The sequence below is a fragment of the Bordetella sp. 15P40C-2 genome (genome assembly GCF_009763235.1).
Lineage (GTDB): Bacteria > Pseudomonadota > Gammaproteobacteria > Burkholderiales > Burkholderiaceae_B > Bordetella_A.
This window is the reverse complement of record NZ_WSJA01000007.1, coordinates 35056-49530: the sequence shown is the minus strand read 5'-3', so window position 1 is coordinate 49530 and position 14475 is coordinate 35056. Positions and strand designations below refer to the sequence as shown.

Here is a 14475-nt window from a genome sequence, read left to right as displayed (position 1 = left end):
GTTCAATTGCGTTCGACAGGGCGATTTACAAGTAAACCAGCTCTATGGTCGCCGAACCGTCCAGTTTTAGTCTGCGGCCCTTTGGGAGGAGGTCTGAATTGCGTATAGATGGGTCGATGACCCCAAGATTAATCCTCGCCGATTTGAACGCGACGGGTCTGTCGCCATCCGCGTCGAGAAGGACCTTCAGCTGATTAGGTAAAACGAACGGGTCGATACCACAGCCGCTGGCCCCTTTAGAACACGTGCCAATGAAGCCAGCCTCACTGTCCGTCTCGAAACCACCGTCGCCCTGCATCAGCTGGTAACTGCCTAAAGAAACTCCGGCAACGCTGCCCAAGCCGAATAGCCGTTTTTGTTCCTCGGCGTTCCAACCCAGATACGAAGCCGTTCCCGCCCGATTATCGACCACTCTAAAGCCCACGAGCATTTTTTCTGAGCATGTCACGGTGAGGGTGAACGGGTACCAATTAAAACGCGTAGAAGTGTTCGCGTCGGGATTTAATTTACTGAACGGGATTTCTCCCAAGTCAGCCACGGCGAGCGACGAGCTGATGTTGCACGCCTCTGGCTTGATGGTTCCAGTCACTTGCAATTGCGCCGACGAATTCGCCGTGGCCAGAACGGGTGCCAACGACGCGGCAGCTAAACAAAGAGAAATCAGGGTTCGTTTCATGATGGGGCGCAGTGCGCTCGACTCGCGCAAAAATCTAGGTTAGGATCAGGTTATCCGGCCAGACGCGGTGGGTCACTAAGATTTATCTTAATTCTTAGGGCGTCTTTGGCATGTCCGGGTGAACTGGCCTGTCCCCAGATTTAGTACTGAGCCGACATACGGTCCAGTGTTAAAACCCGTTGTTGCTGATGAGCCTGAGCAAACTGCCCGGGCGTTACATATCCAAGCGCGCCATGCGGCCTATCGGTGCAGTCAACGATCAAGGATCTCGCTGGGCGCAATGATAGGCCGGCGACGGCTGTCACTGCTCGTCACGCCGATACGGCGTGCGTAACGTCAGCTCTTGCAGATAGTCATCCATCGCACGGGTTTCACGCTGCAGGAAATCGTCAATCGCTCCGGCGAATTGGGCATCGCGTACCCAGTGTGCCGACCAGGTGGGCGTAGGCAGTAGTCCGCGCGCCATTTTATGTTCGCCCTGCGCGCCCCCTTCGAATCGTCCAATGCGATGCTGGATGCAGTATTCGATAGACTGTAGATAGCAGGTTTCGAAATGCAGGCCGGGGATGTACTCTATCGCGCCCCAATAGCGGCCATAGAGCGTCTGATTACCGCGTATGTTCAATGCTGCCGCTACCGGTTGATCGCCCCGCAGGGCGAGGATGATCACCACACAGTGGGGCAACTCCCACCGCAAACGCTGAAAAAACGCCTCGTTCAAATAGGGTGCGTTGCCGTGAGCGTAATAAGTCTCACAATAGCAGCGGTAGAAAAAGGCCAAGGTTGACGGGTCGATATCCGTCGACTCGACCCATCGAAAGGTCACTCCAGCCGCTTGGACTTTCTTGCGATCCTGGCGCAGCTTCTTGCGTTTGTCGTGGCTGAATGATGCGAGATACTCTGCCCAGTCGGCATACCCCGCGTTTTCCCAATGGAACTGCACGCCTTCGCGCAGCATGAATCCGGCGTCGCGAAGGACGCTGCGGTCGCCCTCGTTCGGAAACAACACGTGCACGGAGGACAAGCCGAACTGTCGTCCTAGAGCGATTAGCCCCCGAGCCAGCAAGGCGCGATCCGCGTCGTTGTGGGCAAGCAGCCGCGCCCCGCTCACAGGGGTAAATGGGATGGCGCTGACGAGTTTCGGGTAATACCGTAGACCGTGCCGTTCGTATGCGTCCGCCCAGGCATAGTCGAAGACATACTCGCCGCGCGAGTGGGATTTCAGATAGAGCGGCACGGCGCCCCCCAGACTAGCATCGCGATGCAAGAGCAGATAGACCGGCGTCCACCCCGTTTCAGCCGTCGCGCAGCCGGTCTCGTGCAAAGCAGACAGGAACTCGTGACGCAGAAACGGCTCTGCGCCCGCCAAGGCGTTCCATGCGCTGGCGTCCACCTGCGATAACGAGTGCACAACACTTAAGACGGCGGATTGAGTCATGCCGCAATGATATAGGAGGCCAGCAATGGCGTCCCCGGTGTAGGCGGCTGCTCTGGAGTTGGGAGCAGCATCTCGTTACGCGCGTCATGTACTGACACCCAACACGTTTTCTACCCGGAGTAGTCTCTTGACGTGGAAGTCGATTCTCGCGCCACGCCTGGCAATCCATCGACAACCATTAAAGCTGAGTCCCTGTTCAACCGCGTTAGTCACCCGGGAGGGGTCATGAAACACCTGTTCGCTACCGCTGTATTAGCCTGCGCATCGGCCAGCGCCCTCTGCGCCGAGGCGAAAAATCCCGCCAACGAGTTTGGCACGACAGCGAACTTCATCAAGGAATGTTCGGTCGACGGGAAAGGCGGCAGACCAACCAACGATTGCCGCAAGATGTTCGAGATGACCTTGCAGGCGCTCACGTATGCGACGGACCTACTGAAAACCGGCGCGATGGAAGCCGCCACCCCGCAGACGCGGATGGCGATACGCAATGTGAGCGCGTCCTATGACTGCCAAAAAGCAAGCGACCGCACCGATGCTATTCGTATCGTCGTGGATCGGATCAAAGCGCGCGATTATCTGGCAAATGGGCCGGCACTGGTCGAGATCGTTAATGCGCTGGCCGAGGAACCGATCTGTGGGAAGTTGGGCAACTGAGCGCAGCATTACTTCCAATGTTGATTCAGGTTCACAACTGATCTGACTCCACGCTCATAGATCGTCGCGGGCCCCGCTCTTATCATCGTCAGGATTGCGCGTTAATGCACGAACCTAAGTCGAAGTCGAGGAGCGAAGGGATGGATGATCTGGAAGGATGGAAAACGCTTGCGCGGGAGCATCGGGGAATTACCCAGCAGTTGGCCGCTTTTCTGGCAGGTATCAAGTCCGAAATCGTCCCTGAAAAGACCCGTCATATTCTCGAAAACGCGTTAGTGGACGCACTGGGCTGTGGGCTGTACGGGCTGACCACGCCATGGGGTCGTATTGTGGCCGAGTTCGCCAAAGAGCAGCAGGGCCCCGCAGAGTCCGTTCTATGGGGGAGCGGAGCGCGGGTGAGCGCGCTAAACGCGGTGTTGGCCGGCGGTACGGCGATCCACAGCTTTGACTTTGACGACCACAGCCGGGCGAAGATTCATCCCGGTGCATTGGTGGTGCCCGTGGTGCTTGCACTGGCGCAGCGCCAGCAAGTCGGCGGCGATCGTGTCCTGGCGGCCATGGCGGCGGGATATGAAGCGATGAACCGCGTGAGTCAGGCGTTCAATCCTAGCCGCGCCAGAATGCGCGGGTGGCATCTGACCGGAACGGCCGGGACGTTCGCCGCTGCCGCTGCGGCCTCGGTGATGCTCGGTTTGGACGCGGATACGACGGCCAGCGCCTTGGGCTTGGCCGGTACGCAGTCTGCGGGCACATGGGCGTTTACCGACGACGCAGGCATGAGTAAACGCCTGCATCCCGGCCGATCGGCGCAAGCCGGGCTGATGGCAGCGCTCCTGGCGCAGCGCGGCTTTGTCGGGCCGCGTTTCATTCTCGAGGCCGAGGACGGTGGGCTTTTGTTCGGGATGTCCGATACGCCGCGCCCCGCCATGCTGGTGGCGGATCTGGGGGTGCGATGGCATTCCGACGAGACGTGTTTCAAACCGTATGCCTGTTGTGGCAGCAATCACGCCTGCGTGGACGCCGTGCTGGATCTAATGCGGGAACACGAACTCATCCCTGCGGATATTGAACGCGTCGTTGCGGGCGTTGCCTCCGTGGTCGATACGCAAACGGGCTTCGAATATCGCGCTGATTCTGTGCTCAATGCGCAGATGAGCCTGCGCTACAACATTGCCGTCGCGATGTTCGATGGCCAGGCTTATTTGGAGCAATTCACCCCGGCGCGCATCGTGGAGCCGCAGGTGGTTGCGTTGGCGCGGCACGTGGAGATTGAAATTGATCCAGAGATCGACCGCGCCTATCCCCAAATCTATGGCGGAAGAGTGACCCTGGTCACCCGGCAAGGCCGGACGCTGACCCGCAAAGTCGATTATTCGCGCGGCATGCCGGAAAATCCCATGTCTGGCGCGGATATTGACGGCAAATTCATGTCGTTGGCTTCGGCTGCTGTCGGTGAATTCCACGCAGGTCAAGTGCTGGATGCTGCGCGCGGGGTATTCGCCGGCGGTAGTGTGGATGCGCTCACGAATGCCTTGACTCAGGTGCGAGTGAATCACATAGAACACGAGCCGGTTATGGCGTGATCTTGTCCCAGTCTGGGTTGCCTGAGATCTCCTCGATGAGAAAGTTTGCAAATGCGCGTACCTTTGGTGAAAGGTTGCGACTGGGTAAGTAGACAACGGAGACGGGTGGCCCCTCGCCCACATAATCAGTCAGTACGGGGCGCAGCCTGCCACCGCGTATCGCGTCGGCGGCAATGAAGTTGCTGATCATTGCGATGCCGAGTCCGGCCGCAGCGGCTTCTAGTAAGGACTCGGCGTTATTGACATTTAGCCGACCGGATACTGCCTTCGGACGCGCCTTGCCGTTCTGGCTGAAGGGCCAATCGCGATAGCGTCCCGTATGCATCTGCACATACGCCAGGCAGTGATGCTTGTCCAAATCGTCGGGCGTGCGAGGTTCGCCATGTTGTGCGAGGTACTCTGCCGACGCGCAGGCCATGAAACGAAGATGACAGAGCCTGCGAGCGATCAGGCGAGCGTCGGCGGGCTCGCCGATCTGCACCGCGATATCAATTCCTTCGTACGCCAGATCCACGCTGCGGTCGCTCAGTTCGGCATCCAACACAATCTCGGGATGCTGATACAGGAAACGGGGCATCATTGGCATGATCACGCGGCGCCCGAACCCGACGGGTAAGTGCACGCGCAGGCGCCCATGTGGTCGCGACGTGGCCTGGCCTAGCAGGTTTTCCGCGTCTTCGATCTGCGCAAGGATCTGCAGGCAATGCTCGAAGAAGCTGGCACCGTCATTCGTCAGCCCCACCGACCGAGTGGTGCGCTGTAAGAGCCGCACGCCCAATTCTTGTTCCAGGCGCGTAATGGCTTTGCTGACCGCCGAAGAGGTCAGCCCTAGGCGCTTGGCAGCCAGAGTAAAGCTGCGCGTCTCCGCTACCCGCACGAACACGCGCAGGGCGTTCAAGTTCTCCAATCCCGTTCTCCTAGATGCGGCTGATTTTTTCGTGAATTTCGTTCACGAGTATTTTGAATTCTGAGTCATTGATCGGTTTTTATAGCGTAATTAGACTGCACGCATCAATCAGTGTGTGAAAGAAATTCCCGCTCAACACGCCCGGACGAGGAGACATATGACTGAAGCGACATTGCCCGAATACGAGGTGTACGCGCTGCGTTATGGCACGCGAGACGCAAAACGGGCGAACCATTTCATTGGAGGCGATCCGCACGATGCGCCGATGCCGATGGACTATTACGTCTGGCTGGTACGTGGCAATGGCAAGGAGTTCGTTGTCGATACTGGCTTCGGCCCGGAGGTGGCGGCAAAGCGCGGTCGCACGCTTTTGCGCCACCCCGCCGAGGCATTGGCCATGCTGGGCGTGGATGTCACTGCCGTATCTGACGTCATCATTACGCACCTGCACTATGACCATGTCGGCACGTTCGACAGCTTCCCTGTTGCGCGCTTTCATCTGCAAGACGACGAAATGGCCTACGCCACCGGACGGCATATGTGCTATCGCCAATTCAATCATGGATATGAAGTGGACGAAGTGGTGGGCATGGTCCGCATGGTCTACAAAAACCGCGTGCATTTTCACAAAGGCAGTGCAGAACTGGCTGCGGGTTTAAGCGTGCACCGCATCGGCGGCCACACGCATGGCCTGCAGTGCGTCCGCGTGCACACCAAGCGCGGCTGGGTCGTGCTCGCCTCTGACTGCAGCCACTATTACGAGCATTTCGAGAAAAAGCGCGCGTTCACGACGGTTTTTCACGTCGGCGAATTAATCGATGGGTATAGCAAGCTCGACATGCTGGCCGACAGTTCCGATCACATCGTGCCCGGACATGATCCGTTAGTGATGCAGCGCTATGTAGCCCCCTCAGCGCGGCTTGAGGGAATTGCTGTTTGCCTGCATGAGGCGCCGCTCGTCTGAGCCGGGCTGATTCTCTCCTTGCGCGTTCACCTAAAGGCATATCAATGAGCAGCTCCAAACCTCCGTTGCTATCCAACGCCACCCGCGATCTTGCAGGCTTTGCGGCGCAGCTACGCTACGAGGACCTCCCGGCCGAGGTAATCGACAGCATGAAGAGCAGCCTGCTCGACAGCATTGGTTGTTGCCTGTATGGCGTGACGCTGCCTTGGACGCAACGCGTGCAAGCGATGGTGCAAGCCGAGCAAGCGGCCCCAATGGCAAGCATTTTTGGCAGTGGGCAGAGGACTTCTATTGCCAATGCTGTGCTCGTCAATGGCACGGCTGGCCACGCGTTCGAACTGGATGACATCCATAAAGAGTCCATCGTGCATGCCGGCTCCATCGCTGTTCCCATCGCGCTGGCGTATGCAGAGCGCGACGGCGGATGGCATGGGCGCGATCTTCTCACGGTGATGACTGCCGGTTATGAGATTGGCACGCGCGTAGGTAATGCCGCGACGATGAGCCTGTTTTACCGGGGCTTTCATCCGCAGGGGACCTCGGGTGTTTTCGTCGCCGCGGCATCGGCCGCGAAGGCGCTCGGGCTCGATGCCAATCGTTTCCTGCATGCGCTGGGGATCGCGGGCTCGCAGGCAGGCGGGCTGATGGCTGCTCAAGAAGGCGCAATGGTTAAACGCTTTCACGCGGGACGCGCCGCCCAAAGCGGCGTCTACGCCGCGGAGCTTGCCGGCCGTGATTTCACCGGTATTGAAGATGTGTTGGAAGCCGCGTATGGGGGGTATCTCAGCTCTTACTCTGACCAACCCAACGCCGCGCGGCTGACGGATAATTTAGGCACCGTCTGGGAAACGGCCAAGGTCGGCTATAAACCGCATGCCAGTGTCACGAGTATCCACGCCGCGCTGGACGCCCTCGTCCACATCATGCGCGATCACGACTTGAGCGCCGAGGATATCGCCACCGTCCGGGTCGGCGTGAGCAATATGACCTATGTGCATTGCGCATGGGAATACAAAGCGCAAGGCGTCACGGCGGCACAGATGAATCTGTACTACGGTCTGGCCGTCATTGCACACGATGGGGTCGCCTTCGTGGATCAGTATCGCCAGGATCGCCTGGCTGAACCCAGGTTGTTGAATCTAATTGGCCGTATCGAAGCGTACATAGACCCGGAGATTGAGAGGATGGGTCCTCCTTATCGCCACGCGGCGGTGGTGACGGTCGTCACGCGCGACGGCCGCGAGCTGCTGCATCGCGAGCTCAACCGGCGTGGCAGCCCGGAAAACCCCATCGGCCGCCAGGACGTGGAATACAAGTTCCGCAATGTCGTGGATGCCTGTCTCTCAAAACAAGAGGTCGATCGCGTCATAGCCCTGGTCGACCAGGTGGAGAAGCTGCAAGACGTGAGCGAGCTCATCAACTTGCTCGCGGCGCCATACCGTTGAATCGCGCAACCTGTACGCTTGGAGGAGATCCAAATGACTGTTGATAGCAACTCGTCTCATCACCATAAAAGAATAAGGACGGATGGACGCCGCTGTGTCGCGGGGCAGCGTCTCTTTGCGGCGATGTTAGGGGGGCTCGTCGCGATGGCGGCCTTGCCTTCGACCACTTTGGCTGGTGAGTGGCCGGAGCGACCCATCCGGCTCATAGTGCCGTATACGCCCGCTGGCGGTACAGACCTGCTCGGCCGCATGCTGGCACGGCGTCTAACCGAATCACTGGGCGTACCAGTCGTGGCCGAAAATCGACCTGGCTCGGATGGCAGCATCGGCACCGACGCCGTGGTGAAGGCTGCGCCGGATGGCTATACGTTGCTCATCGATGGAACCAGCCAGGCCTATAACCAAGCGCTAGGCAAGAAGCTTCCCTACGAGACATCTCGCGATCTTGCCCCTATCGTGCAGACCGCCAACCAGCAGGTCTTGCTGCTTGTCAATGCCAAACAGCCATTCAAGACGCTGACAGAGCTTATCGACTACGCAAAAAAGCATCCGGGCAAGCTTAATTACGGCTCGAGTTCGAATGCCAATGCCTTGCCTATGGAGCTGCTCAAGTCCATGACGGGTATCAATATCGTGCATGTGCCCTACCGCGGTTCGGGCCCCATGCTGAACGACCTGTTGGGCGGACAAGTTGAACTGGCGATGAGCGGAGCGGCCGCGCCAATGCCGCATGTGCAGGCCGGCTCATTGCGAGTGTTGGGCATAGGCGATGAGCGTCGCTCGCCCACACTGCCCGATTTCCCCACGATTGCCGAAGCCGGCGTTCCGGGCTTTCAAACGCTGCAATGGAGCGGATTGTATGCGCCCGCGGGTACGCCCGTCCCGATTATCGAACGACTGAATCGGGAGGTCGTACAGATTCTTAAAGACCCGAAATTCCGCGCGGAAATGGTCGCGGCTGGTTTCGATCCGGTCGAAGGCGAAAACACGCCGCAGCACTGGCGCGATCTGGTCTCTAGCGAGGTGACCAAGTGGAGCAAGATTGCTCAGGACGTCGGCTTGCGCGCGCAATAAGCCTGCGCTCCCGGCAGCTCCAGGACTGAGACCGTTACGTGATTCTGTAGGTCCGATTTCTCAACCCAAGCGTGGCTGCCGCAGGCGGGCGCTTGAGTGCCAATGCACCTTTTTGATGGAAATGATAGTGATGAAGAAAACTCTCGCGGAACAGTTGGCGGCCCATTTTTGTGCGCTGGACTACGACACGCTCGCGCAGGAGAATCGCCGCGCAGTGAAACGCCTCCTGCTGGATTATTTAGGAGTGGCGGTGGCCGGCAGTCAGACCGGCAGTGGCAAAGTCGCCCGCGAGTACGCAATGTCAAGCGGCGGGTTCGAAGAGGCCACCTTGATCGGCGACGGTCGCCGTGCCCCCGCGATGCAGGCGGCACTGGCCAATGCGATTTCCTCGCATAGCGTGGAACTGGATGACATCGATGTGCTGGCGCTATTCCACTTTAGCCCCCCGGTTTATTCAGCCGCGCTAGCCACCGCCGAGCAAAAGGGGCGTGACGGGCGCGATCTACTGGTCGCTCTAGCAGCAGGCTGCGAAATGATGGAGCGGCTGAGTAAAGCCGCCAACAATTCTTTGCGCAACCGGGCTTACCATACGACGCCGACTTGCGGGATCTTTGGCGCCACCGTGGCTGCGGGACTGCTCCTGGGCAACTCGGAGGAGCAGATGGTGTCTTCACTAGGCCTGGCGGGCGCCCAGTCGGGCGGGCTGATGGAGATGTACGGGCCGTCAATGCAAAAGCGTTTTAATCCGGGGCCGGCGTCGCGAGGCGGCGTGACAGCCGCGGCGATGGCCAATATGGGGTTCACGGGCGCGGCCACGATTTTCGAGGGTGAGCGGGGTTGGCTCAAGGCGTTCACAGATCAGAACGACCCCGGGCAGCTATCTTTGGATCTGGATAAGCCTTATCAGCTCGATATCGAGTTCAAACCCTACTCGTGCGCGCGGCCCATCCACAACGCGATTGACTGCGCATTGGAAATACGCAAAAAACATGCGCCGGATCTGAATCGCATCAAGAGCATGACCATGGCGCGTCACCCAGACTGGGCACACTACCATCAGAACGCCAGCCCGCAGACCTATCACGAGGCACAGGTGAGCCTGCCGTACTCAGTGGCGGTTGCCTTCACGGACGGGCAGGCGCTGTTTCCGCAATATAACAACGCGCGCTTGAAAGAGCCCATGCTGCTCCGGCTGTCGGAGATGCTGAAAATCACTGTGGATGACTCGCTTCCGCGCGGCGTTTCTTGCCGACTCACCGTAGAAATGGACGATGGCACCCGCCACGAAGCCCAAGTCGATTATCCCAAAGGCTCTATCCAGAATTCGATGTCCGATGCGGAGCTGCAAGCCAAATTCGACAGTTTGACGATCCCGGTAATCGGGCAGTCGCGATCCGCCGAGGCGGCCGATATGGTGGCCAATATCGAACAATGCCGCGATATCGGGGTGTTGATGCGCGTGCTGGCGCCAGCATCCAATTGATGTGCGCAAGGGCTATACGCATTAGCACCAATCATCAAAGGACATCAGATCCGCTATGGTTGCTGCGGCTTTTGCCGGCGAGGGTGGGGAGTTTCGTTGCTCTCCGGAGTTCATGATCACGGCAGCGGGCCGAGCATTCGGTATAGAAGAACTAACCACTACATCTCATAGGAGGTTGGTCGACTGTTGACGATGACGGCCCTGCTCGTCATCGCGGCGGGCGACCATAAAAAGCAATCATCATGATCAAGCAACTCTCTGTCGTCCGTCGTCGCCTGCTGCAAGCCGTCGTGGCGGCTCCCATGACATGCCTTGCGCTACCTGGGGTTGCCGCTAATGCGTATCCGTCCAAGCCGATCACCATGGTGGTGGGCTTTCCGCCTGGCGGGTCGAACGATATTGTGGCTCGCATCATCGCACCCAAGTTAGGAGAGCTGTTGGGAACGTCGGTGATCGTGGAGAACAAACCCGGTGCCAACGCAACGATTGGCACGGAGTACGTGGCACGCGCCAAGCCTGACGGCTACACGATCACGCTGGGCAGCGTCAGTCCGTTGCTGTTGAGTTATTACGCGTACCCCAATTTGCCGTATGACCCGTATACGGACCTGTCGGGGATCACGACCGTGGCAGCTACGCCCGAGTTAATCGCGATCAATCCGAATGTCCCCGCGAAAAGCCTGGCCGAATTGGTTGCTTTATCGAAAAAGCAAGACGTGACATTAGCCTCGGCCGGCAACGGCGGCTTGCCCCATCTGGCGATCGAATTACTGAAGGCGCAATCCCAGGGCAGGATCGTCCACGTGCCGTATAAGGGAGCGAGCCCCGGAATGGTCGACGCCGTGGGCGGGCATGTGAACGGCATCATCATGGACTTGCCCGCGTTGCACAAGCTCGTTACTGAGGGGCGGCTGCGGCCTATCGTCGTCACCGATACCAAGCGTTCGCCCGCCATGAGCGAGGTTCCCACCACCGTGGAAGCGGGCTTGCCGTCGGTCATTGCATTCAATTGGTTTGCCGTGATGGGCCCCAAGGGTCTTCCCATGGAGATTCGCGAGAAGCTGCATGATGCGCTCGTCAAAACGGTTAACGACCCGAGCACCAAGGAAAAACTGGAAAAACTCGGAATTGGCCCCTTTACTCAAGCATCCCCGGCCGCCTTTGATACGTTCATGAAGGAAGAAGGACAACGCTGGAGCAAGCTTATTAAAGACGCGGGAGTCAAGACGGATGATTGAGCCTGCGGCCAACATGTTATTGGCGCAGCCTGGCCGGATTGGCGGGCTGCGCTTAAAAAACCGTGTCGTGATGGCCCCGATGGGCACGAATTACAGTACGACCGACGGTCTGTCAACGGAGCGTGACAAGCAATACTATGAAATGCGCGCCAAAGGCGGCGTGGGCATGATCATGACAGAGGCCATGGTCGTCACCGAGCAGGCACGCCCCCATCACAATTCCTTGTGCTGCTATCACGACCGGTTCATTCCAGGTTTGGCCAGCATTGTGGAAGCGATCAAGCGGCATGACTGTCATGTGTTTGGTCAACTGAATCATCGCGGCGGGTTGCTCAGGCGTTCCGTGCTGAACATGGAGCCGGTCGGGCCCTCTCCATGGGTAAATCCGAACACGGGCGACAAAGTGCGGCCCTTGACTGTCGAAGAGATTGTGGAGATCCAGAAACTCTTCGTGGCCAGCGCGCGCCGGTTGTGGCTGGCGGGCTATGACGGCGTCGAAATTCACGCGGCCAATGGTTATCTGTTTCAACAGTTTTTTAGCCGCCGCATCAATCAGAGGACCGATGCCTATGGCGGGTCTCTGCAGAACCGCATGCGGTTTCTCCTGGAGACGGTCGCGCGGGTGCGCGAGGCGCTGCCAGCACTTTGTCTGGTGGTGAGGCTATCGGCGAGCGAGTTTGCTGACGGCGGCTACCCCGAAGAGGAGATTATTGCGCTCGCGCAAGCGTTGGAGCATGCCGGGGTCGATGCCATCGATCTGTCCGGGGGGAGCAATGAAAGTCCGCAGCTGTCGAAGTTCTGTATTCAGCCGCCGTCCTTTCCCAGGGCTTGTCTGCTGCCCTATGCGAAACCAATAAAACAGGCGCTGTCCATCCCGGTGTTCCTGGCCGGCAGGATTGTCAGTCCGCAAGACGCCGAACATGTTCTGGCCGAGGGCGGGGCGGACTTCGTGTCTGTCGGCCGCGCGCTCTATGTCGATCCCTACTGGTGTGACAAGGCGTTTGGGAAGATCCGCGCGCCGATTCGGCAGTGCATCGCCTGCAACGTCTGCTTCGATCGCTTGACGCTGGAGAAGGATGTGTCTTGTGTCCAGAACCCGATGGTTGGCACCGAATTCGAGGCGCTGGAGTACGCGGAGCCGCAGCTTTTTCCGGCCCCCGCAGACGGCCGTCGGCGCGTCATGGTGGTGGGCGCGGGTGTGGCCGGGGTGGAGGCCGCGCGCGTGCTCAAGGGGCGTGGACACGACGTCGAAGTTTGGGAGGCGCGGCCACAACCCGGCGGGCAGGTGCCGCTGGCGGTGGCCGCGCCGGATAAAGAGGAGGTGGTACCGATCTGGAGCTATCGGTGGGAAAGTCTGAAGACCATGGGTGTGCCGCTTCATCTAGGCGTCGGGGTGGACACCGAACAAATCCGGTTGTTTGCGCCAGACCATATCGTGCTCGCCACGGGGTCCGCGCCCGCTGCACCACCGGTGGACGTCAGCGGTCTAGCCGCGACAGTTAGCGTGATGCACGCCTGGGATGCATTCGAAAGATTAGAGAGTTTCAAGCCAGGCACGCCCGTGACCATCGTAGGGGGCGGTATGGTGGGCGCGGAACTGGCAGATGCGTTGCGTGTGCGCGGGGCCAGTATCACCATCGTCGAGCGAATGCCAACCATTGCGACCGGAATGGCGCGCAACAACCGCTTTGAGCTAATCGAACGATTGGCGGCGGCGGGCGTTGAGATAATCACCAACGCCCGAATCATGGAGATCAAAGGCGACCGCATGGCGTACCAGCGTGGGGACGATCCCCCGGCGAGCCTGCGTATGGGGCAATGGCTGATCTTCGCTACCGGACCACGGCCAAAACTCAGTGCGCTCGAAAGTGTTCAGGCCAGCGGCATTCCTTTCACCCGGATCGGGGACTGCAATAAGCCGGGGGATTTTCTGGCGGCGATTCGCGATGCCGCGATGACAGCCTTGTTGATGGACCTCAACAGTAATCGCGATGGGGTCGGGAGCCCCTCTCATAGAACAAAACGGAGACCGCATCATGAAGAACATCTATAGGCTCGTCATTGTCAGCGCGATGTCAGCGTTAGCCCCCGCCGCCAGTGCAGCGAACGACTATCCCAGCAAACCGATACGGGTCGTCATCATGTTTCCCGCCGGGGGCAGCGCCGATATCGTCGGGCGCATGGTGACTCAAAAGGTCGGCGAGATGTCAGGTCTGAATTTTGTGGTTGAAAATCGGCCCGGTGCGGGCGGCAACCTGGCGCTTGAAACGGTGGCCAACGCAGCGCCCGACGGCTACACCGTCGTGTTTGCTACGCCGGGCATTGCCATCAATCCCAGCCTGTACGCAAAGGTGCCGTACAAGCTCAGCGATTTCAAGGCCATCTCTCTGGTGGGCGAGGCGCCGTTGATGCTGCTGGCCCGGCCATCGTTAGGAGTGAAATCCATTGACGAACTCGTGACCGCTAGCAAGAAAGCGCCAGATGCTATTCGATTTGGCAGTTCGGGTAACGGGAGTTCGTCGCATCTGGCCGGAGAAGTATTGCGGGCCATGACGGGTCTGCAATATTTGCACGTACCCTATAAGGGCGGCGGAGCGGCAATGACGGATGTCATAGGGGGACAAACGGATATCACCGTACAGCCTATCGCGGAGAGCCTGGCCTTTATACGAAATGGTCGCCTGCAGGGCTTGGGACAGACGGGACGGGTCCGTTCGCCCATCGCGCCCGAGATCCCCACCATCGAGGAGGCAGGCGTAAAAGATTATGCCTCCACGACGTGGTACATGCTGGCGGCGCCGGCCAAGGTGCCAGACGAGGTCGTCGGGACCTTGGCCCAGCGATTTTCCGAGGCATTGGATCAGCCGGATCTGCGCGAGCGTCTCCAGAACATCGGAATCAACACCATCAATGACGGGCCAAAAGGTGCGGGCGAATTCCTCAACAGCGAAGCCCAACGATGGGAGAAACTGATTAAAGACGCTAAGATCCGCCTTGAATGAGGCCACTTCAA

Annotated in this window: 12 protein-coding genes; 9 read left to right on the top strand and 3 right to left on the bottom strand. The window is 59.1% G+C overall.

Annotation, left to right across the window (positions count from 1 at the left end):
• Window positions 1–25: 25 nt before the first annotated feature.
• Together GOQ25_RS04075 and GOQ25_RS04070 are read right to left on the bottom strand one after the other, a co-directional pair.
• Window positions 26–676: a hypothetical protein gene (locus GOQ25_RS04075; protein WP_160349177.1), complete on the bottom strand. Its 651-nt coding sequence runs from the start codon at window positions 674–676 to the stop codon at window positions 26–28.
• A 301-nt stretch (window positions 677–977) separates the two neighbouring features.
• Window positions 978–2114, bottom strand: coding sequence for a GNAT family N-acetyltransferase (locus tag GOQ25_RS04070; protein WP_160349176.1), 1137 nt, complete (start codon window positions 2112–2114; stop codon window positions 978–980).
• A gap of 225 nt (window positions 2115–2339) precedes the next feature.
• Here GOQ25_RS04070 and GOQ25_RS04065 point away from each other — a divergent pair, with 225 nt between their 5' ends.
• Both GOQ25_RS04065 and GOQ25_RS04060 read left to right on the top strand, forming a co-directional pair.
• On the top strand, window positions 2340–2768 hold the full coding sequence (locus GOQ25_RS04065) for a hypothetical protein (protein WP_160349175.1): 429 nt from the start codon (window positions 2340–2342) through the stop codon (window positions 2766–2768).
• Between the two features lie 140 nt (window positions 2769–2908).
• Window positions 2909–4351 carry an MmgE/PrpD family protein gene (locus tag GOQ25_RS04060; protein ID WP_160349174.1) on the top strand — a complete coding sequence of 481 codons (1443 nt, stop codon included), beginning with the start codon at window positions 2909–2911 and terminating at the stop codon, window positions 4349–4351.
• Here GOQ25_RS04060 and GOQ25_RS04055 read toward each other — a convergent pair.
• A complete protein-coding gene (locus GOQ25_RS04055) occupies window positions 4341–5258 on the bottom strand; it encodes a LysR family transcriptional regulator (protein ID WP_160349173.1) in 918 nt (305 codons plus the stop codon). The genes GOQ25_RS04060 and GOQ25_RS04055 overlap by 11 nt on opposite strands.
• Before the next feature lie 157 nt (window positions 5259–5415).
• On the opposite strand from GOQ25_RS04055, the gene GOQ25_RS04050 reads away from it, so the two are divergent.
• The 7 genes from GOQ25_RS04050 to GOQ25_RS04020 all read left to right on the top strand — a co-directional run bounded on the left by GOQ25_RS04050 (window position 5416) and on the right by GOQ25_RS04020 (window position 14464).
• Window positions 5416–6222 (top strand): N-acyl homoserine lactonase family protein, encoded by an 807-nt coding sequence (locus GOQ25_RS04050; protein WP_160349172.1) that lies wholly within the window; start codon window positions 5416–5418, stop codon window positions 6220–6222.
• 44 nt (window positions 6223–6266) lie between these two features.
• On the top strand, window positions 6267–7667 hold the full coding sequence (locus GOQ25_RS04045) for an MmgE/PrpD family protein (protein ID WP_160349171.1): 1401 nt from the start codon (window positions 6267–6269) through the stop codon (window positions 7665–7667).
• Window positions 7668–7700: 33 nt separating this feature from the next.
• Window positions 7701–8741 (top strand): tripartite tricarboxylate transporter substrate binding protein, encoded by a 1041-nt coding sequence (locus tag GOQ25_RS04040; protein WP_160349170.1) that lies wholly within the window; start codon window positions 7701–7703, stop codon window positions 8739–8741.
• A gap of 130 nt (window positions 8742–8871) precedes the next feature.
• Window positions 8872–10224, top strand: a complete 1353-nt coding sequence (locus GOQ25_RS04035) for an MmgE/PrpD family protein (protein ID WP_160349169.1) — start codon at window positions 8872–8874, stop codon at window positions 10222–10224.
• Between the two features lie 242 nt (window positions 10225–10466).
• Window positions 10467–11462, top strand: a complete 996-nt coding sequence (locus tag GOQ25_RS04030; RefSeq protein WP_160349168.1) for a tripartite tricarboxylate transporter substrate binding protein — start codon at window positions 10467–10469, stop codon at window positions 11460–11462.
• Window positions 11455–13515, top strand: coding sequence for an NAD(P)/FAD-dependent oxidoreductase (locus GOQ25_RS04025; RefSeq protein WP_160349167.1), 2061 nt, complete (start codon window positions 11455–11457; stop codon window positions 13513–13515). Before GOQ25_RS04030 ends, GOQ25_RS04025 begins: the two co-directional genes overlap by 8 nt.
• Window positions 13499–14464, top strand: a complete 966-nt coding sequence (locus tag GOQ25_RS04020) for a tripartite tricarboxylate transporter substrate binding protein (RefSeq protein ID WP_160349166.1) — start codon at window positions 13499–13501, stop codon at window positions 14462–14464. Before GOQ25_RS04025 ends, GOQ25_RS04020 begins: the two co-directional genes overlap by 17 nt.
• Window positions 14465–14475 lie beyond the last annotated feature (11 nt).